The sequence below is a fragment of the Corallococcus sp. AB011P genome (assembly GCF_003611605.1).
In the GTDB taxonomy this organism is placed as follows: domain Bacteria; phylum Myxococcota; class Myxococcia; order Myxococcales; family Myxococcaceae; genus Corallococcus; species Corallococcus coralloides.
In genome coordinates, this window is record NZ_RAVX01000002.1 from 713,619 (window position 1) to 732,637 (window position 19,019).

General features: G+C 69.3%; 17 protein-coding genes. 12 read left to right on the top strand and 5 right to left on the bottom strand.

The window, feature by feature from the left end:
• Positions 1-5 precede the first annotated feature (5 nt).
• The 8 genes from D7X30_RS08145 (at position 6) to D7X30_RS08180 (ending at position 9,921) form a co-directional block, all read left to right on the top strand.
• On the top strand, positions 6-1,472 hold the full coding sequence (locus D7X30_RS08145; protein ID WP_120562266.1) for a YdiU family protein: 1,467 nt from the start codon (positions 6-8) through the stop codon (positions 1,470-1,472).
• An 84-nt stretch (positions 1,473-1,556) separates the two neighbouring features.
• Positions 1,557-2,057: a hypothetical protein gene (locus D7X30_RS08150; protein WP_120562267.1), complete on the top strand. Its 501-nt coding sequence runs from the start codon at positions 1,557-1,559 to the stop codon at positions 2,055-2,057.
• Between the two features lie 57 nt (positions 2,058-2,114).
• Positions 2,115-3,071 carry a hypothetical protein gene (locus D7X30_RS08155; protein ID WP_120562268.1) on the top strand — a complete coding sequence of 319 codons (957 nt, stop codon included), beginning with the start codon at positions 2,115-2,117 and terminating at the stop codon, positions 3,069-3,071.
• Positions 3,072-3,080: 9 nt separating this feature from the next.
• Positions 3,081-4,001 (top strand): zinc ribbon domain-containing protein, encoded by a 921-nt coding sequence (locus D7X30_RS08160; protein WP_120562269.1) that lies wholly within the window; start codon positions 3,081-3,083, stop codon positions 3,999-4,001.
• A gap of 82 nt (positions 4,002-4,083) precedes the next feature.
• Positions 4,084-4,623 carry an inorganic diphosphatase gene (locus D7X30_RS08165; RefSeq protein ID WP_120562270.1) on the top strand — a complete coding sequence of 180 codons (540 nt, stop codon included), beginning with the start codon at positions 4,084-4,086 and terminating at the stop codon, positions 4,621-4,623.
• Positions 4,624-4,629: 6 nt separating this feature from the next.
• The gene (locus D7X30_RS08170; protein WP_120562271.1) at positions 4,630-5,517 is read left to right on the top strand and encodes a CHAD domain-containing protein; all 888 of its coding nucleotides are present in this window, start codon (positions 4,630-4,632) and stop codon (positions 5,515-5,517) included.
• 202 nt (positions 5,518-5,719) lie between these two features.
• Positions 5,720-7,696 carry a DUF4114 domain-containing protein gene (locus D7X30_RS08175; RefSeq protein WP_120562272.1) on the top strand — a complete coding sequence of 659 codons (1,977 nt, stop codon included), beginning with the start codon at positions 5,720-5,722 and terminating at the stop codon, positions 7,694-7,696.
• A 77-nt stretch (positions 7,697-7,773) separates the two neighbouring features.
• Positions 7,774-9,921 (top strand): DUF4114 domain-containing protein, encoded by a 2,148-nt coding sequence (locus D7X30_RS08180; protein WP_120562273.1) that lies wholly within the window; start codon positions 7,774-7,776, stop codon positions 9,919-9,921.
• Between the two features lie 3 nt (positions 9,922-9,924).
• On the opposite strand, the gene D7X30_RS08185 is transcribed toward D7X30_RS08180, so the two are convergent.
• Positions 9,925-10,254, bottom strand: a complete 330-nt coding sequence (locus D7X30_RS08185; RefSeq protein WP_120562274.1) for a hypothetical protein — start codon at positions 10,252-10,254, stop codon at positions 9,925-9,927.
• Between the two features lie 89 nt (positions 10,255-10,343).
• On the opposite strand from D7X30_RS08185, the gene D7X30_RS08190 reads away from it, so the two are divergent.
• On the top strand, positions 10,344-12,179 hold the full coding sequence (locus tag D7X30_RS08190) for a DUF4114 domain-containing protein (RefSeq protein WP_120562275.1): 1,836 nt from the start codon (positions 10,344-10,346) through the stop codon (positions 12,177-12,179).
• Positions 12,180-12,501: 322 nt separating this feature from the next.
• The gene (locus tag D7X30_RS08195; RefSeq protein WP_120562276.1) at positions 12,502-13,389 is read left to right on the top strand and encodes an RNA polymerase factor sigma-32; all 888 of its coding nucleotides are present in this window, start codon (positions 12,502-12,504) and stop codon (positions 13,387-13,389) included.
• A 97-nt stretch (positions 13,390-13,486) separates the two neighbouring features.
• Here the strand turns inward: D7X30_RS08195 and D7X30_RS41905 are convergent, their stop codons facing one another.
• A complete protein-coding gene (locus D7X30_RS41905) occupies positions 13,487-14,344 on the bottom strand; it encodes a hypothetical protein (RefSeq protein ID WP_158619216.1) in 858 nt (285 codons plus the stop codon).
• Positions 14,345-14,503: 159 nt separating this feature from the next.
• Between D7X30_RS41905 and D7X30_RS08205 the strand changes: the two genes are divergently transcribed.
• Together D7X30_RS08205 and D7X30_RS08215 are read left to right on the top strand one after the other, a co-directional pair.
• Positions 14,504-15,760: an Hsp70 family protein gene (locus D7X30_RS08205; RefSeq protein WP_120562277.1), complete on the top strand. Its 1,257-nt coding sequence runs from the start codon at positions 14,504-14,506 to the stop codon at positions 15,758-15,760.
• 636 nt (positions 15,761-16,396) lie between these two features.
• Positions 16,397-16,846 carry a hypothetical protein gene (locus D7X30_RS08215; RefSeq protein ID WP_233591450.1) on the top strand — a complete coding sequence of 150 codons (450 nt, stop codon included), beginning with the start codon at positions 16,397-16,399 and terminating at the stop codon, positions 16,844-16,846.
• A gap of 12 nt (positions 16,847-16,858) precedes the next feature.
• Here the strand turns inward: D7X30_RS08215 and D7X30_RS08220 are convergent, their stop codons facing one another.
• From D7X30_RS08220 to D7X30_RS08230, 3 genes are all read right to left on the bottom strand, one after another.
• A complete protein-coding gene (locus D7X30_RS08220) occupies positions 16,859-17,377 on the bottom strand; it encodes a hypothetical protein (RefSeq protein WP_147443136.1) in 519 nt (172 codons plus the stop codon).
• Positions 17,378-17,392: 15 nt separating this feature from the next.
• On the bottom strand, positions 17,393-18,001 hold the full coding sequence (locus D7X30_RS08225; protein WP_120562281.1) for a hypothetical protein: 609 nt from the start codon (positions 17,999-18,001) through the stop codon (positions 17,393-17,395).
• Positions 18,002-18,123: 122 nt separating this feature from the next.
• A complete protein-coding gene (locus D7X30_RS08230) occupies positions 18,124-19,017 on the bottom strand; it encodes a hypothetical protein (protein WP_120562282.1) in 894 nt (297 codons plus the stop codon).
• Positions 19,018-19,019: the final 2 nt, after the last annotated feature.

Genomic DNA, 19,019 nt, shown 5'->3' on the forward strand with positions numbered 1-19,019 from the left:
CATCCATGGCCTCGCTCGAACAGCTCGTCTTCGACAACAGCTACGCCCGCCTGCCCCCCGGGTTCGCCGCCCGGGTGGCCCCCGCGCCCTTTCCGGACGCGCACGTGGTGAGCGTGAACCCGGCGGCCCTGCGGCTGCTGGGATTGGACGCGGAGGAGGCCGCGCGCCCGGAGTTCGCCCGCGTGTTCGGCGGGGCCACGCCGCTGCCCGGCATGGAGCCCCTGGCCATGGTGTACGCGGGGCACCAGTTCGGTGTGTACGTGCCGCGCCTGGGAGACGGCCGCGCGCTGCTCCTGGGCGAGACGCGCGGCCCGGACGGCGACAGCTGGGACCTGCAGCTGAAGGGCGGCGGGCCCACGCCCTTCTCTCGCGGTGGTGACGGGCGCGCGGTGCTGCGCTCCACCGTGCGCGAGTACCTGGCCGGAGAGGCCCTGCACGCGCTGGGCATCCCCACCACGCGGGCCCTGTGCATCCTGGGCAGCCGCACGCCGGTGTACCGCGAGGAGGTGGAGACCGGCGCCATGCTGGTGCGCCTGGCCCCGTCGCACGTGCGCTTCGGCACCTTCGAGTTCTTCCACCACACCGAGCAGCCCGGCCACGTGGCCACGCTCGCGGACCACGTCATCTCCGCGCACTTCCCGCACCTCGCGGGACAGGAGGGCCGCCACGCGAGCTTCTTCGCGGAGGTGGTGGAGCGCACCGCGCAACTGGTGGCGCGCTGGCAGGCGGTGGGCTTCGCGCACGGCGTGATGAACACCGACAACATGTCCATCCTGGGGCTCACGCTGGACTACGGCCCCTATGGGTTCCTGGACGACTTCGACCCTGGCTTCGTCTGCAACCACTCCGACCACCAGGGCCGCTACGCGTTCGACCAGCAGCCGCGCGTGGCGCTGTGGAACCTGGCCTGTCTGGGAGAGGCGCTGCTCACGCTCATCACCGAGGACGAGGCGCGCGCCACGCTGACCCTCTTCCAGCCCGCGTTCGCGCGGCACTTCCTGACGCGCATGCGAGAGAAGCTGGGCCTGAAGGAGGCCCGCGACGAGGACCGCTCGCTCCTGGAGGACCTGTTCGCGCTGATGGCCGGCTCGCACGTGGACTACACGCGCTTCTTCCGCGCGCTGAACCGGTTCGACTCCAGCGCCGGTGCTCGCAACGACGCGCTTCGCGACCACTTCCTGCCGCCGGAGGGCTTCGACGGGTGGGCCGAGCGCTACCGGGCGCGGCTGGAGGCGGAAGGGAGCGTGGACGCCGAGCGCCACGCGAGCCTGGACCGCGTCAACCCGAAGTACGTGCTGCGCAACTGGGTGGCGCAGCAGGCCATCGCTCGGGCACAGGAAGGAGACTTCGCGGAGGTGGACCGCGTGCTCGCGCTGGTGTCCGCGCCCTTCGACGAACACCCCGGCCAGGAGGCCTACGCGGCCTCGCCGCCCACGTGGGGCCGGCACCTGGTGGTGAGCTGCAGCTCCTGACGCGCGGGCACAACCGCACGTCAGGCAGGCGGGCGGGCGCCCGCGGGCGGCAATCCCGGGCGCGCGGTGCCTAGCTTGGAAGGCATGATCGAACCTGCCGCTCCGCCCCGCATCGTGTTCCGAGCCCTGGGTCCTGGCCTCGTCGGCGCCGCCGCGCTCACGCTGGTGCACGAGAGCGCCCGGCGCGTCCTGAAGCACCCGCCGCGCATGGACGTCCTGGGCATGCGCTCCCTGGAGAAGGGCATCCGCTTCTTCGGCGGCGAGCCCGCGAAGGGGCGCCAGCTGCATCGCCAGACATTGGCGGGGGACCTGCTGTCCAACGGGCTGTTCTTCTCGCTCGTGGCCCTGGGCCGCCCCAAGCGGCCGTACCTGCGCGGCGCCGCGCTGGGCCTGCTCGCCGGCCTGGGCGCGGTGGTGCTGCCCCCGAAGCTGGGATTGGGCCGCAAGCCATCCCAGGCCCGCCCGTCCACGTCGCTGCTCACCGTGGCCTGGTACACGTTGGGAGGACTGGCCGCGGCGCGCGCCACACGGAAGCTGGTGGCGCGCCGTCAGCCGGAGCTGCCCCTGGGCCGCCCCCTGCACTGAGCTTCCGGGGGGCGGTGACTGGAATGCGTTGCACGCGGTGGACTACAAGTCTCCGCGATGCATCACGTCGACATCCCTTCCGGGGAACTGAACGAGTTCGACCTGCCACCCATCTGCATCGTCACGGGTGAGCGGCAGGGCGTGGTCTTCAAGCCGGTGAACTTCACCTGGTATCCGCGCTGGATTGGCTTCCTCGCCCTCCTCAACCTGCTCATCGCCATCATCGTCGCGTCCGCGATGACGAAGCGGGTGACGGGCACCCTTCCCTTCACGGAAGAGGCCTGGAGCCGGTGGAAGCGCGGACAGGTCATCATGGTCGTGTCGGTGGTGGTCGCCATCGCGCTGCTCATCCTGGCATTCTCCCTGCTGGCATCCGACGCGCCCGAATGGCAGGGCCTGGTCGCGCTGCCATCGAGCGTGGCCATCCCCGTGCTCGCCTGGGTCTTCTTCCTGCGCGGCCGGGGCCCCCAGGTGCGGCGCATCGACAAGGACAACCTCTCGCTCGCCATTCCCAACGGTCCCGCCGCGTATGCCATCGCGGGCCACTTCCTGGCCGGACTGAACTCCCCGGCACGGGATGACGGTGAGAGTCTGGACGCGTCCGGCGCTCCGGCTCGCGCCCTCTGCGCGCGGCACGACGACATCGTCGCGAACCAGGTGTGCACGCGTTGCGGCGCGTTCATGTGCCCGCGCTGTGAGAACCGCGTCCGCAGGGAATCGCTGCCGCTGTGTCCGGACTGCTGGGAGCTGCGGGGCCGCACCATCGCCGTGCAGGCGAAGGCCCCCGGCCTCACGCTGGCGAACTCGGGCCTGTTCATGGGCGTCGTCTCGGTGGTGCCCATGTGCTACGCGGTCCACGCCGTGTCGCTGGTGCTCAACACCGTGAGCCTGGTGCGCAACCGGCATGCCGACTCGCCCCGCATCGACCGGAAGAAGGCCATCGCCGGGCTCGCGCTCACCGGTATCGGCCTGCTGCTGACGCTCGGGATGCGGCTGTATTCCGGGAGCTGGTAGGTTCCCGCGATGCATCACGTCTACCTCCTCATCCAGGAGATGAACGCATTCGACCTGCCGCCGGTGTGCATCATCACCGGTGAGCGGCAGGGCGTGGTCTTCAAGCCGGTGAAGTTCTCCTGGTATCCGCCCTGGATCAGCCTCTTCCTTCTCCTCGGCGTCCTCGCCCTGGCCCTGGTGCCCATCCTGCCCATCGCCTCAATCGTCCTGCCCATCGCCTTGATCGTCGCGTCCGTGAGGACGAAGCAGGCCAAGGGAACCCTGCCCTTCACGGAAGAGGCCTGGAGCCGGTGGAGGCGCGCAAGGGTCATCAGGCCCATCGCGTTCGCGGCTGGGGCGGGGCTGCTCATCATGGCGGCGGCCGTGCTGGCGGCTGGCGAGCGCATGCCGTTGGGCCTGGGCGCGCTGGCGCTTGGCGTGGCCCTCCCCGTGCTCGCCTGGGTCTACTCTTCGCAAGGTCCCCAGTTGGTGGGTAGCGACAAGGACGCCCTCGAGTTCGCCTCGTTCCTCTCTTTGCGGGTTCCCCAGCTGCCAGGCAGCAGAGAGGACGCCCTCGTGCTCAGCATCCCCAGCAGCGCCGCCGCGCAGGCCATCATGAGTCACTTCGAAGCAGGGTTGCAGGTTCCGTCATGGGAGGGCGAGGAGCCGCTCGCCGCGGATGGTGCCCCCGCGACTCCCCGCTGCGCGCGCCACGACGGCTTCGTCGCGAACAAGGTCTGCCAGCGTTGCGGCACGTTCATGTGCCCGCATTGCGAGTACCGCGTCCGCCGGGAGTCGCAGTCATTCTGCCCGAGCTGCTGTGAGCTGCGCGCCCGCTCCATCGGACAGGGACCGGTCTACGGCCTCACGGCGCCCGGGATGCTCGTCGCCGGCGTCGTCGTCCTCACGGCCCTGGGCTTCGCGCTGCTCGTCTGGAGGACCCGGCACTGACACCGCGTCAGGGTTGGCGAGTGAAACTCCTGGCACGGGGGCACTTGCCGAAGTCGGAACGGCGACCCCAGCCTGAGGGTCCATGGCCACCGACTTCACCCGCCTGCCCCTGCGCGGCGAACAGGATGCGTTGCACGTCGTCGTCGAGTCGCCCCGCGGTTCGACGGTGAAGCTGAAATACGACTCGAAGCTCCAGGCCTTCACGCTGTCCCGGCCGCTGACGCGAGGCTTCCGGTACCCGTTCGACTGGGGCTTCATCCCCAGCACGAAGGGCCCGGACGGAGACCCGCTGGACGCGCTGGTGTACTGGGACGTGCCCACCTGGCCCGGCGTGGTGCTGCCCTGCCGGCCCCTGGGTGTGCTCCTGGTGGACCAGAAGCCGAAGGGCGCGACGAACGGCGAGCGCGAGCGCAATGACCGCCTGCTGCTCGTCCCCGTGAACGCCACCCGCTCGGACGACCTCAATTCCTACCAGGACCTGTCCAAGCGCGAGCGCGAGGAGCTGGAGCACTTCTTCCTCGCGGTGGTGCACTTCGCGGACAAGGACGCGCGCATCCTCGGTTGGGATGGCCCGGACGCCGCCGAACGCATGGTCCAGCAATACGCCCTGAAGGAGGACTGACCCGCCATGCCCCCTCCCACTCCCATCCGGGGCCTGGGCCCCGACACCGCGCTGGGCGACGCCGCCCGCCGCATCCTCGCCGGCCGGCTCGCCGACGTGCGCCATCCCGAAGCCCAGCTGGACGATGAGCTGGGCGAGGACGGCGTGCACGACATGCGCGTGGCCACCCGCCGCCTGCGCGCCGCGCTCCAGGTGTTCCAGGCCACCGGCAAGCTCACCCGGCTGGAGGCGGACGTGAAGCGCCTCCAGGACGCGCTGGGCGACGTGAGGGACCTGCACGTCCAGGACAAGTGGCTGGACACCGCCGCCAAGGGCAAGAAGGACGCGGGCAAGGCGCTGGCCGGCCTGCGCGAGTCCCACCTCTCCGGACTGAAGGCCCGGGAGAAGAAGCTGCGCGCGGAGCTGGAGCGCTGGACGGACCGCACCGTGCCGCGCCTCCTGAAGAAGGTGGACACGCTGGAGGACACCCGCCGCTTCGCCGGCAAGCGCGTGCGCAGCCACCTGCGCCAGCGCCTGCGCCGCGTGGAGAAGCGCCTGGAGCGCTACGCGGACGCGCCGGACGCCGCCTCCGCGCACGCCCTGCGCAAGGACTTGAAGAAGCTGCGCTACGAATTGGAGATCTTCCAGCCCGCCTTCCGCCGCACCGTGGGCGCGCTGCTGGAGGTCCTGGTGCCGCTCCAGGACGGCCTGGGTGAGCTGCACGACGCGGACGTGCGCCTGGAGCTCTTCGAGCGCGCCGCCGCGGAGGCCCCGCCCGGCCAGCGCAAGGCCGCGCGCAAGCTGTTGCCCCAGGCCCGCGACGAGCGCGCGGAGCGGTCCGCCGAAATCGCCCGCGAGGTGCAGCGCTGGCACGCGGAGGCCATCCCCAAACGGCTGCGCAAGGCGTTGACCTGAAACCCCGGCCACTCCGGTCAGGACAGCCCTGGCTGATACGTTCCTCGTCGCGTCACTGAACGAGGGGGACGTCCTGCATCCGAAATCCATCCGGCTCCTGGCCCATGCGGCCGGGGGCCTCCTGTGTGTCATTTCCTTCTCGCGGCCCGCGAGCGCCGCCGAGCCACCCCGCATCACCACCCTCACCCAGACGCCCCAGCAGTTGGAGGCGGGCGGCGTCTCACGGCTGGGCCTCCAGGCGGAGGACCCCCAGGGCAGCCCGCTCACGTTCTCCTGGAGCGTCACCGCGGGCAGCCTGAGCACCCCGCTGGGCAACGCGACCACGAGCCGCGCGAACTGGACGGCGCCCCTGTGCCTGGCCTCCGGAGGCACGCCGCCCGTGCAGGCCACGGTGACCAACGGTCTGGGCCTGTCCTCGACGGCGGCGTTCGACCTCGGCGTCTTGCAGGACCTGGGGAAGAACCGCCAGCCCGCGTTCAGCGCGCAGGGCTTCGAGCAGTTCGACAGCGTGACGCTCGTGGACGGACGCATCACCGTGCCCGACCCGGCGCGCCCGCCCTCGGAGTCCATCGTGTTCCCGGAGGACCAGCAGCTGAGCGTGATGTTCGTGCAGAAGGACTCCATCGCCAGCCATGCCGTGGGCTACCTCTACGTCGACGACCTCCAGCGCAAGGGCTACGTGGACGCCGTGGGGGAGCTGGTGGATGCCAACGCCAACGGCATCGCGGACCTGCACGAGGACCTCTACAACCTGGCCCCCACCACGGGGGCCCAGGCGCGTCCGTACATCGGGGCGGCCCGGCGCTGCACCCGGCCTTTCAGTTCCAGGGGCTTCCTCTTCAACCAGCCCGAGCTGGCGCTCGACGCGAACTGCGCGAACGCCTTTACCGCGGGGGTGGACCTGCCGGATGCCCGCCCTGGAAATCATTTCCAGGTGAGCACGGACGTCATCGGGCGTGATGCCCCCACGACCCTCTCGACCTCCAATACCGGCTTCTCCGACGGCGGGCTCTTCGCGCGCATCCCCAACCTGCTGGAGCCGGCCGCGCCCGCGAACGGAGACAAGGGGCTGGGGCAGCTCGTGTTCCTGCTGACCGACGACGACTGGGAGCGGACCACCCACCGGAACATGGGCACCGTCCCGGATGCGGACAACTACGGCTCTGACGGCATCCCCGACTACGACGTCTCCGCCTATGACGCGCGGGGCCTGCGGCGGAGCACCAACCCGGATCCGGGCCTCACGCTGGCGGACCGGCGGGTGGACCTGGGGCGCATCCAGGGCGGCCGGGAGCTGGTCTTCTTCCTGGTCGTCAACATCGAGGCGGTCCACGACCCGGAGAACAGCCTGGTCCATCCGTGTCTGCGCAAGGCGGCGAATGGCCAGTGCACCTTGCACCTGAAGTCCCCCATCTCCGTGTTCTTCTCCAAGTCGCGGTGGAACATGGATCAGGACCCCGTGGGTCAGTATCAGGTGACGGCCCGCGCCAATGGCTGTGAGTACAGTGAGGCGTGCTACGCCCCCTCCGGATACCCCGACGGGTGCTACCTGCCGAGCCAGGGCAGGAGGCTGTGTGGCTGGCTCCCCGAGGAGGCCCTGGAGCGCCTGCTGGAGCCCGACTACGGCAACAACCACTTCCCCAACGGGCTCGTCGAAGTCACCACCGAGCCAGGGGCCCCCATGCCGCACGTCCTGTCCCATCCCTCCCTCGTCACGCCGGGCCGGTGGCTCATCGCCTTCGAGGACCTCAACGGCGGCGGTGACCGGGACTACAACGACGTCATCCTCCAGTTGGTGAGCCCGGTCTCCACGGGGGTCGTGCGCTCCCCGTCGCTGGCCGCCCGGCCCTCCAGCCCCGAGGAGACGGGCTGCACCGTGTCCCGGATGCGCCTGCGCAAGGACGACGGCTACTTCCCGGGATGCGACACCGCGCCCATCCAGTACGCGGTGGCCACCGACTGCCGCGTGTGCTGGGGCGGAGCCTGTCTGCCCAACCCCACGCCCACCTGGCACCCGCTCACGCTGCGCTACGGCTACGACGAGGCCGTCATCGACGTCTCCAGCACCCCGGGCACCCAGCCCTGCTGGAAGGCGGTCCTCGCCCCCGCGAACGGCTTCTGCACCAGCAGCATCACCCGCGTGGACGTGGGCTACGAGTACGCACCGCTCAATCCCTGACGCACCCCGGTACAATCATCCCGTCAGGCGATTCTGGTAGACCCTCGGGGCTGTCTTCATCCCGAGGGGGTCTGTCCTTGCACCTGAATCGCTTCCCGCTCCTGGCCCTGGTGGCCGGGAGCGCCGTGTGTGTCATTGCCTCGCCGCGTCCAGCCCACGCGGAGTTCACGCCCAGGGCGGTCTACCTGCCGCCGCAGCTCACCAGCGCCACGCAGTCCACGTCCGCCGTCCACCCGGGCAACCTGTCCGTGCTCCAGCTCCAGGCCACGGACCCGCAGGGCAGTCCGCTCACCTTCTCCTGGAGCGCCACCACGGGCACGTCCGGCACGCCGGTGTCGGACGCCAGCTCCAGCACCCTGGCGTGGGCCGCGCCCCAGTGTCTGGTGAACGGCCCGCCCCAGGTGCTGGGCACCGTGACCAATGGGTACGGGCTGTCCACGCAGGCGCTGTTCGACTTCGACTTCACGCAGTCGCTGGACATCGACCATCAGCCGGACTTCACGCCGTCGGGCTTCGACGAGCTCACGAACGTGGCGCTCCTGTCCGGGGGCGCGCTGCGCTTGAACACCCACGTGGGACAGCTGTCCAGCGAGCGCATCGTGTTCGCCAACGAGCAGCACCTGGCCATCACCTTCGTCCATGAGTCCGCGGGCGCCAGCCATTCGCTCGGCTACGTGTACTACGACGACCTCGTCGCGCGCGGCTACGTGAACACCCAGGGCACGCCGGACGACTCGTCGGATGACACGCTGGTGGATGCCAATGGCAACGGCATCGCGGACCTGCACGAGGACCTCTACAACCTGGCCCCCACCACGGGGCCCCAGGCCCGTCCGTACATCGGAGGGGCCCGCCGCTGTGCGCCCCGGCCCTTCTCCTCGCAGGGCGCCGGCTACACGATGCCCGACCTGGCGCTCAACGCGAACTGCGCCGCCGCCTTCGTCCGGCAGTCCATCCCGGATGCCCGGCCCGGCACGCACCCGCTCCTGCCGGTGGACATCGTCGGCGCCTCTCCCACCGAAGGCACCGTGCCCAACACCAACGCGTGGTCGGACCTGGGCCTCTACCCGCGCATCCCCAACCTGCTGGAGCCCGCCCACGCGATGAACAACCAGCTGGGCCTGGGGCACCTGGTGTTCCTGCTGGCGGACGACGACGCCGACCAGGGGACCTTCAACCAGTTGGGCACCGTCACGGACACCAGCTCCGTGGTGGAAGGCATCCCTGACTACGACGTCTCCCGCTACGACGCGCACGGCATCCAGCGCGCCGTCAATCCGGATCCGGGCATCACCCCGAACGACCGCACCGTGGACCTGGGCATCCTCCCTGCGGGCAAGGAGCTCGTATTCTTCCTGGTGACCCAGTACGAGGCGATCCACGACCTGGACCAGAAGACGGTCTACCCGTGCCTGCGCAAGGCGCCCACCGGCCAGTGCCTGCTGCACCTGCGGTCGCCCATCAACGTGTTCTTCTCCAAGGCGAAGTGGAACCTGGACCAGGACCCCGTGGGCCAGATGCCCGTGGCGCAGCGCAACCTGGGCTGCGCCTATACCGAGGAGTGCAACGCGGACGCGCCCCAGTCCTCCCCCACGGCCTGCTACGTGGCCAATTCCTCGCAGCGGCTGTGCGGGTGGCTGGACCAGGAGACCCTCGCCCGCCTGCGGATGCCTCCCTACGGCAACCTCTTCCTGCCCATGACCGCCGCCGGGGTCTTTGCGCAGGGCCAGGGCAACATGCCGCACCTCCTGCTGAACGCGCCCCTCACGACCACCGGCCAGTGGCTGATGGGCTTCGAGGACCTCCCCGGCGGCGCCGACCGCGACTTCAACGACGTCGTCTTCCTGCTGCGCAACCTGACCGAGGGCCGCGTGCGCTCGCGCGTGCTCAGCCCGGACGACGCGAGCTGCAAGCTTGCCCAGGTGTCCTTCAACAAGTTCGACAACCTGTATGGGGTCTGCACCGGCGCGGCCGCCTACATCACCTATGCGCTGGCCACGGACTGCAACGTGTGCAGCGCGGGCACGTGCGTCCCCAACCCCACGCCCACCTGGCACACCCTGTCGTTGCCTCCGGGCTCGGGCAGGGCCACCGTGGACGTCTCCAGCACGCCGGGCCAGCAGCTCTGCTGGAAGGCCGAGCTGACGCAGGGGACGGACCCCACCTGCCAGCCCACCCTCCACTTCGTGGACGTGGGCTACACCTCCGTGCCCGTCACGCCCTGACGGCTAGCGGTTGTGCGTCGTGGCGGTGTTGTTGTTGTTGCTCGCCTGCTGCGCCGCGGCCGCGGCGCGAATGATGGCACCGCCCGACGCCGCGGCGGCGCCGGTCAGCGCGGCGTTCGTCCCCTCCGCCGGCTTCGGCTCACAGACGCAGCCGGCGGAGTTCATGATGATGACCACCGCGCTCATCCGCATGTCGATCTGCTCGCACAGCTGCCGGCACTCCGTGGCCCGCTCCATGGGCAGCGAGAACGATGTCGCCCTCGCCGTCGAACAGGCCGCGAGCGGAAACACCAGGGACAGCGCCAGGAGCAGGGGCAGACGGGTCGTTTTCATGGGCGAAGCCTGACACATCCGGACAGAACCGCCTTCCTTGTTATTTCTGATAGACCCTGGGAGCCATCTTCATCCCGAGGAGTCTGTCCTTGCACCCGAATCCCTCCCGTCTCCTGGCCCTCGTGGCCGGGAGCGCGTTGTTTGTCATTCCCTCGCCACGTCCGGCCCATGCGGCCGACACCTGCGGCCCCGGGGACCTGTACGAGGACGTGCAGCCCGCGTTCACCGCCGCGGGGTTCGACCAACTCCAGCAGGTGACGCTCACCCCGCAGAAGACGCTGCGGTCGGTGAACCCGTTCTGGACGCCCACGTCGGTGGACTCCATCGTGTTCCCGTCGGACCAGAACGTCACCATCAGCTTCGTGTACGAAAGCGCCGGCGCGAGCCACGCGCTGGGCTACCTGTACGTGAGTGACCTGCGGGCACGCGGCTACGTCAACGCCCAGGGAGACCTGGTGGATGGCAATGGCAACGGCGTCGCGGACCTGCACGAGGACCTCTACAACCTGGCCCCGCCCTCTGGCGCCCAGGCCCGCCCGTACATCGGCGTGAGCCCCCGCTGTAGCCAGACCTTCTCATCCCATGGCTTCACCTACCGCCAGCCGGACCTGGCGCTCAACTCGACCTGCGCTTCGGCCTTCATCCCCAACAGGGACATGACGGATGCCCGTCCCGGCCGCACCTCCTCCGCCTACGACATCACCGTCGACGTCGTCGGGAGCAACCCGCCGGGAGCGGCCGGCACCGGCTATTCGGACAACGGGCTCTTCACGCGCATCCCCAACCTGCTGGAGCCCGCCCACGCGTCCAACAACAACATGGGCATCGGCCACCTGGCCTTCCTCCTGGCCGACGACGACTCCGACAGGGTCACCTACCAGGGGCTGGGCGCCGTCGCTGACGCGACGGACCTGAACGACGGCATCCCCGACTACGACGTCTCCGCCTATGACGGTCATGGCCTTCCGAGGACCTTCAACCCGGATCCCGGCATCACGACCTACGACCGCACGGTGGACCTGGGCGTCATCCAGGGCGGACAGGAGGTGGTCTTCTTCCTCGTCTCCGCCTTCGAGCCGATCCACAACACGGACGCGGGCATGGTCTACCCCTGCCTGCGCAGGGATGCCGACCTCAAGTGCACGCTGCACCTGAGGACGCCCCTCAACGTGTTCTTCTCCAAGGCGAAGTGGAACCTGGATCAGGACTTCATGGCCCAGCCCTCCGCCATGTCCCGGAACATGGGTTGTGATTACGACGAGGCCTGCAACCACGCCAACCCGAACTCGTCCTCGCGCGCCTGCACCCTGGCCGGCACCTCCCAGAAGATGTGCGGGTGGTTGGACGCCTGGACCCGGACCCGCATGGGGACGTTGCCCTACGGCAACACGACCCTGCCCATGGCCGCCACCACCGCCGCCTTGCCGGGCAACCTCGTCATGCCCCACGCCATGCTGGGCAACGTGGGCCCCGCGTCCGACCGGTGGCTCCTGGCCTTCGAGGACCTGCCGGGTGGAGGCGACCGGGACTTCAACGACGTCGTCTTCATGCTGCGCAACTGGGCGCCCACGGCCGGCCGCGTGCGCTCCACCGTGCTGAGCCCCGCGGCCCCCAGCTGCGCCATCCAGCAGGTGTACATCCACAAGGACGACGCCCAGGATCCCAGCTGCTCCTCTCCGGTCGCCATCAACTACTCGGTGGCCACCGACTGCCGCGTGTGCCTCGCCGGCACGTGCGTCACCAATCCCTCACCCACCTGGCATCCGGTGACGTTCGACTGGAACCGGGACGCCGTGCTCGACGTGTCCGGCACTCGCGGCCATCAGCTCTGCTGGAAGGCGGACCTGACCGCCGGGAACGGTCCGTGCCAGGCCACCATCAACAACGTGGACATCGGCTACGAATCCGGGCCTGTCGTGCCCTGACGCCGCCACTTTCCGGACATCCGCCGTCCCGGTCCCCTGGTGTGGGGGCCGGGGCGTGCCCACATCCCTGCTGGATGTGATCCGCCCTGTGCCCGGGTCGGAGGGCAGGCAACCCTCCCTTCGGGGTACCCGGAAGAAGTGTCGGTACCCCACGCTGTAAAAAGTGCCGGGTTCCGCCCTAAGCATTGAAGCCGTTTCGCGCAACGCACTGGAATCATTGAGGTTGCCTGTCGGCTGGCATTGGCCCGTGCGTTGCTAAAGGTCTCCCCGTCGCAGCAAACGGCGGTCACACACACCGCCCTCTTCCCCGAGAGAGACCCCCATGCAAGCTTCCAGCTCCTTCTCTTCCGCTGACTCGCTCTCCACGTACCTCTCGGAGATCAACCAGTACCCGCTGCTGAACCCGCAGGACGAGCAGTCGCTGTCCCGCGCCTTCCGCGCCGGCGACCTGTCCGCGGGTCACCGCCTGGTGACGAGCAACCTGCGCTTCGTGGTGAAGGTGGCGTACGAGTACCGCTCCTACGGCCTGAAGATGTCCGACCTCATCCAGGAGGCGAACATCGGCCTGATGAAGGCGGTGCAGAAGTTCGACCCTGAGAAGGGCATCCGCCTCATCTCCTACGCGGTGTGGTGGATCCGCGCGTACATCCAGAACTACGTGCTCCGCAACTGGAGCCTGGTGAAGCTGGGCACCACGCAGGCGCAGCGCCGGCTGTTCTTCAGCCTGGCCCGCACGCGCCGCGAGCTGGAGAAGCTGGGCGCCGGCGACGGCCACATCGTCAACGCGGACGAAATCGCCAAGAAGCTGAACGTGAAGCCCACGGAAGTGCGTGAGATGGAGCAGCGCATGGGCGGCCGGGACCTGTCCCTGGACGCGCCGGTGGGCGAGGACGGCGACGCCACGCACCTGGACTTCGTGGAGTCCGAGTCCGCCTCGCACGCGGACGAGGTCGCCGACCGGCAGCAGGCGGGCCTCACCCGCAACCTGGTGCAGCGCGCGCTGATGCGCCTGGATCCGCGCGAGCGCTTCATCATCGAGCAGCGCGTGATGAGCGACGCGGAGATGACCCTGAGCGAGCTGGGCGAGCACTTCGGCTTCTCCCGCGAGCGCGCCCGCCAGCTGGAGATCCGCGCCAAGGACAAGCTGAAGGCGGAGCTGGCGAACCTGATGGCCGAGGCCGGCCTGGACCAGGCCGAGCTGGCCGCGTAACGCGCGGGTAGCATCCAGTCTGCGACACGGCACGGCCCCGGACCCTCGCGTTGGGAAGCGCGAAGGCACGGGGCCGTGGCATGTCTGGAGTCGGCGGTTACCGGGGCACACCGGGCGAGGACTCGCCGCTCTCCGCCGGTGCGGGCGCGGCCGGCTGCGCGCGGGACGTGGCGTCGATGCGCAGGGCCTCCGGCTCGCCGCTGCTCGCGTCCGTGGTGTAGGAGGCGCGGACCTGCGCGCCCTCCTGGATGTCCGCGGCGCTCGCGGCCCGGCCATCCACCTTCACCTGCGTGGTGGGGCCCACCTTCAGGCGCAGCTGCGGCTCACCGCGCTGGCTCACCAGCACCTCCTGTGCGCTCGCGCTCAGCACGTCGCCGGTAATCTGCTGCTCCTGCCGCGGGGCCTGGGCGTTGGGGGCCTGGGAGTTCTGGGCGATGGCGGCCTGCTGCGTGGCGGCGTTCTGGTTCGCGGCCTGTTGCTGCTGGGCGCTCGGGTCCGCGATGCGCTGGTTCGCGGCGGCGCTCTCATTGGAGGCCTGCTGCTGCTGGGTGGCGAAGTTCTGCTGCGCCTGGCGCTGGGCGGCCAGGGCGCTGGCCTGGGCCTGCTGGGCCACGGACTGGGCCTGCTGGGTGCGCGCCTGCGCCTGCTGCTGGCTGGACTGGGCCTCCTGGGCCTCCTTCTGGGCCTTGGCCTGGGCCTCCTGGAGCTCCTGCTGCTTGCGCTGCACGTCCTCCTGGGCGCGGGCGGCCTCGCGCTGCTGGCTGGAGGCCTCCTTCTGCGCGTCACGTGCGTCGTCGAAGGCCTTCTCCGATTGGAGCTGGGCCTGCTCCACCTGCTGTCCGGGGGTGTTCTTCTCCGCGGTGTCCTGGCGGGAACGGTCTCCGTCCTGGCAGGCGGTGGTGCCCACCACCAGTGCGACGACTCCGGCACCCAGCCATGCTGCGCGCGATTTCATGGGGTTCTCCTGTCAAAGGGATGACAGGGCAAAGATGGCGGTGGCCCGTGGAGCGCCAAGCCACCCGATGCCGAGCGCCTGCCTGTCCGCACGCCCCACGGCGGGGGCTCACTTTGGGGCTACCGCGTCCGGAAGAATGGCGATAAGGGGCGCCCCCCCATGCGCGCCTGCGGACTCGACTTCGGAACCAGCAACACCGCCCTGGCCCTGCCGGACGGCACCGTGTTGCCGCTGCAGCCCCACACCCCGGAGCCCCGGCTGTTCCGCTCCGTGCTCTTCTTCGCGGAGGAGGAGCGGGAGGTCTTCACGGGCGCGGACGCCATCCAGCGCTACCTGGAGGACAACAACGGCCGCTTCATCCAGTCCGTGAAGTCCTTCCTGCACAGCACGTCCTTCCGGGCGACGCAGGTGAAGGGGCGCACGTTCACCCTCGAGGACCTGGTGGCCATCCTGCTGCGCCGCGTGCGCGAGTCAGCCGGGGCGCACCTGGGCGAGGCACCGGACGCGGTGGTGCTGGGCCGGCCCGCGGTCTTCACGCCGGATCCGGAGGCGGACGCACTGGCGGAGAAGCGGCTGCGCAAGGCGGCGGAGCTGGCGGGCTTCACGCACGTGCAGTTCCTGATTGAGCCCATCGCGGCGGCGCTCGCTTACGAGGCGCGGCTGGAGAAGGACGAGCTGGTGCTGGTGGCGGACTTCGGCGCCGGCACGACGGACCTGACGTTGATGAAGCTGGGGCCGTCGCGGCGAGGGAACCTGGACCGCAGGCCGGACGTGGTGGGGTCCACGGGTGTGCGCATCGGTGGTGACCGGTTCGACGCGGAGATCATGCGGCACAAGCTGCTGCCGCGCTTCGGGGCGGGGTCCACGTACAAGGTGAAGGGCTTCAGCCACAAGCGGCTGCCCATCCCGCAGCACGTGCTGGCGAAGCTGCTCAACTGGCACGAGATGTCCTTCATCCGGGAGAAGTCCACGCAGGAGCTGCTGGAGGTGATGCTCGACACGAGCGACCACCCGGCGGAAATCCAGGCGCTCTACGACCTGGTGATGGACAACCTGGGCTACCGGCTGTTCCGGGCGATTGAAGCGGCGAAGGTGAAGCTGTCGAGCGAGGACGTGGCGACCATCGACTTCGAGGACGCGCGCATCCACCTGCACGAGCCGATGACGCGGGCGGAGTTCGAGACGGCGAGCCGCACGTTGTTGGATGAACTGTCGAAGTGCACGGAAGGGCTGTTGGCGAAGCACCCGGAGGCCAGGGAGATTGACGCGGTCTTCCTGACGGGCGGTTCGTCCCAGATTCCGGCGGTGCGGGAGCTGTACGTGAAGCGCTTCGGAGAGGACCGGGTGCGCACGGCGGACGCGTTCACCTCCGTGGCGGAGGGCCTGGGCCGCGCGTCCGCGTGGCTGACGGGGTGACCCATGGCGGCACAGGCAGCACGGCGACGGTGGCTTCAAGTCGCGGCCGTGCTGTCCCTGTGCTCGGCGTGCGTCGGGCCCACGGACCGGACCTTCGTCACGGGGCGAATCCTGCCCCGGCAAATCCGCTTCGTGACTCTGAGGGAAGCAACGCCAGGGGAAGAAGGCGGTCAGCGCGCCGCCTGCATCCACATCCGGATTACTCGCGCCAACACAAGCGAGTCCGTGCTGTGCAGGTTCGGCGTTGAAACGCCCCTGCGAACCCACGAAGGCGTCCTCTCACTACCGCTGGCGCAGCGCATCGCGGCGGACCGCATCAATGAGGCCTCTCAGGCAGTCTTCGGCTCCGCCACCATCGACTCACCGCGCGGAGTGCTTTGTGAGTTGATGAAGGCACAGCTGCGAACGACCTTCGAGGCATCCCTTGCCGGAGCCCGATTCAGGGCGCAATGCGATGAGCGGGCGCCTCCGGTGCTGTTCGGACACGTGACACTCTGACGCTGGAGCCCTCGCGCCATGCCTCCCAGCACGAATGAACTGCTGACCCTCGCTCGCCATTATTGGCCGGCTTCGTACGAGGAGTCCCTGGACGACGCCCATCCTGAACACAAGCGCCGCCAAGAACGTTGGGCGCAGGTGCGACAGCAGAATGAGCGCTGGGATGCCTTCCGGCGGCAGCTGGGCATGCTGCTGCCAGGCTGCACCCTGGCAGAAGCCAGCACGACCTCCCAGGCCTCCTTGCGCTGCGCCGTCTATCCCGCGAAGGGAATCCCCATGAAGCCCGTGCCTTGGGCTCTCGTGGGCTGCATGAGCATCCTGGCACCGGTCTACACCGTGTATGGACTCACGTTCGACTACGAGGTGCATAAGCGCGGCAAGGCTCACCTGCACCTGCCGCCTCTGCCCGCGGCCATGAGCGACACCGCGCGCATCATCGCCCGGGAACTCGAGGCCTACTTCCACGTCACGGCGCTCCCGCCCGAAGTCGCGGCCCTTCCCGTCCCTGTCGCCGTGGAGTGGACGCGTCCACCCCAGACCACCCTGTTCGACGCACTCTTCGACAGCGAGCCCACCATCGTCCCGTAAGCGGGGGGCCGGCTACGGGGCGCCACCGTCCAATGCAACGCCTTCCAGGACTCCTGAATCAATGCCCGGAGGCGCCGGTGGAACTTCAGGTTCCTCCCCCACGCTGCGCCGCAGGATTCGACCATCAAGGCTGACCGCGTAACGCGCGCCGGTGTCCACACCGATGAAGGTGGTGCCACAGGCATCCGGAGCCTCGTGGATCAGGATGAAGAAGACTTCGCCCTGACGGATGACACGGTAGCGATACGCCTCCGGTCTTCCCCAGCACGGCGTGTCCTTGGACTGCTTCGGGAAGAAGTCCTCCATGGCGACCTGGACAGCCCTGAGCAGGTTGCCGTCCAGCACATACGCCTGCCCATCGCCCCCCACCTGTACCGCTGACTGCGCGTAGAACGGCGGGAACGCGATACTCCGGTCTCCCTCCCAGTCAGCGGGCCGGGCTCCCTGTCCGCGCAAGCAACCCGCCAGGAGCAGCACTCCGCCCATCAGGCCCAGCCTTCGACAACGCATCGCGCTCGTCAGTCGTGGCATCCGCGGTGCTCCTGCCTAGCGTGTCGGGACGAACCGGAACTCGGTCTCGCTATCCCAGGTGACAGTGCCGGCTTGCGTCCGGCGCCAACGGCCTTCGTCATCAGGCGTCCAGCGAACCACTTCCGCGCTCCCGTAGGTGTACTCGTAGAACCCGTTGCATCCCGCGGGGTTCTCAGAAGAACCGTCGGAGAAGAAAGCGACGATTCCGATGGGAAGCCGTCCTGCCTTCGTCTCGACGTATCCCCCGTGGATTCGCGCCATCTTCGCCAGCGCGGCGATGTCCCGCTCCGAGAGATTCGTGGGCGTCGCGGGGTGGTTGTGGAGAAAGTAGAGGTACTTGAGGCTGTCGGGTGGATAGCGCGGGTCCTGAACGAACGCGGGAGCCCTGCACCCCTGCTCGAACTGATTCCGAGTGGCATCAGAGCTCTCCACCAGTTTGCTCAGCGCATACCGGTCATCCGGGACGTAATACAGCCAGGCGCAGTACTCCTTCGACATGCGCCAACGCACGTCGAAGTTCGCAGCGCCTGCGTTCCCCGCCGTGGCGTTGCGTTGGGAGAGGATGAGGGGGCAGGCCGCGAGGAGCGCGTCCCACGCGGTGTTGAACAGCGGTGTCCCCGGCATCGGGCCATCCAGCCGGGCAGGAATGTGCGCGGAGTCGAAGCGCACGACGCCCGGGGGGGGAGGAGAAGCGCACCCGCCCAGCCACAGGACGCCCCACAACGTCCCCATGAAGACCCGGGCGCTCAGGGCCCCACGTCCACCGTGCGCGTCGTCCAGTCCGTGCCGCCGCGGCCGTCTCGGGCCACCACCCAGACCGTGATGCGCTCGGGCGTCTTGGCCGTCGTGTACGTCGTCGTCGGGTCGCCGGGCTTGCCGTCCACCGGCTCCAGCGAACGGAACGACCCCACCTCGCCCTCGCCCGTCGCGAACCAGCTGTAGAAGACCTGCTCCGTCCTCAGCCCATCCGCCGTGGAATAGGTCTCCTCGCTTCCCGCCCCCAGCACCGGCGTGAACGTCACCTCCGCGTCCAGCGGCAGCGGCCCGGACAGCGGCGCGTCGTTCCACAACACGTCCTGCATCACCGGGTTCTGGTTCGGCGTGTCCGTCGAACGCAACGTGATGCGCCGCACGCCCCGCTCCACGCCCTCCGGCGTCCCGCTGCCGTCCGTCGCCTCGTACCCCACGAACAGCGGCAGCCCCGTCTGCAACACCTGCTGCACCGCCGGGTCGTTGAAGTCGAACGAGCCCCCCTGCCCTCCCCCCGTGCTCCCCGTGGCCGCCTGGAACGCCGCGATGAGCAGCGCCTGCACCGCCGGGTCGCTCAACGACAACACCCCGCCCGGCAACGCCACCCCGCTGTCCCCCGGACACGCCACGTCCCCGTAGGGGTTCACGTCCGGCCGGCACAGCGCGTACGTCACCGTCACCGGACGCGCGTCCGGCGTCACCGCCAGCGCGGTGAACGTCACCGGCGGCGGCAGCGTGGAGGCGTTCGGCTCCAACACCAGCTCCGGCGGCTCCGCCTTGATGCCGAGCACACGCACACTGCGAATCTCACTCTGGGCATCGAAGTCGGGGCCACTGCACGCGCTCGACCCCAGCAACACAATGACAGACAGCAGGACGGGAGTGCGCATGG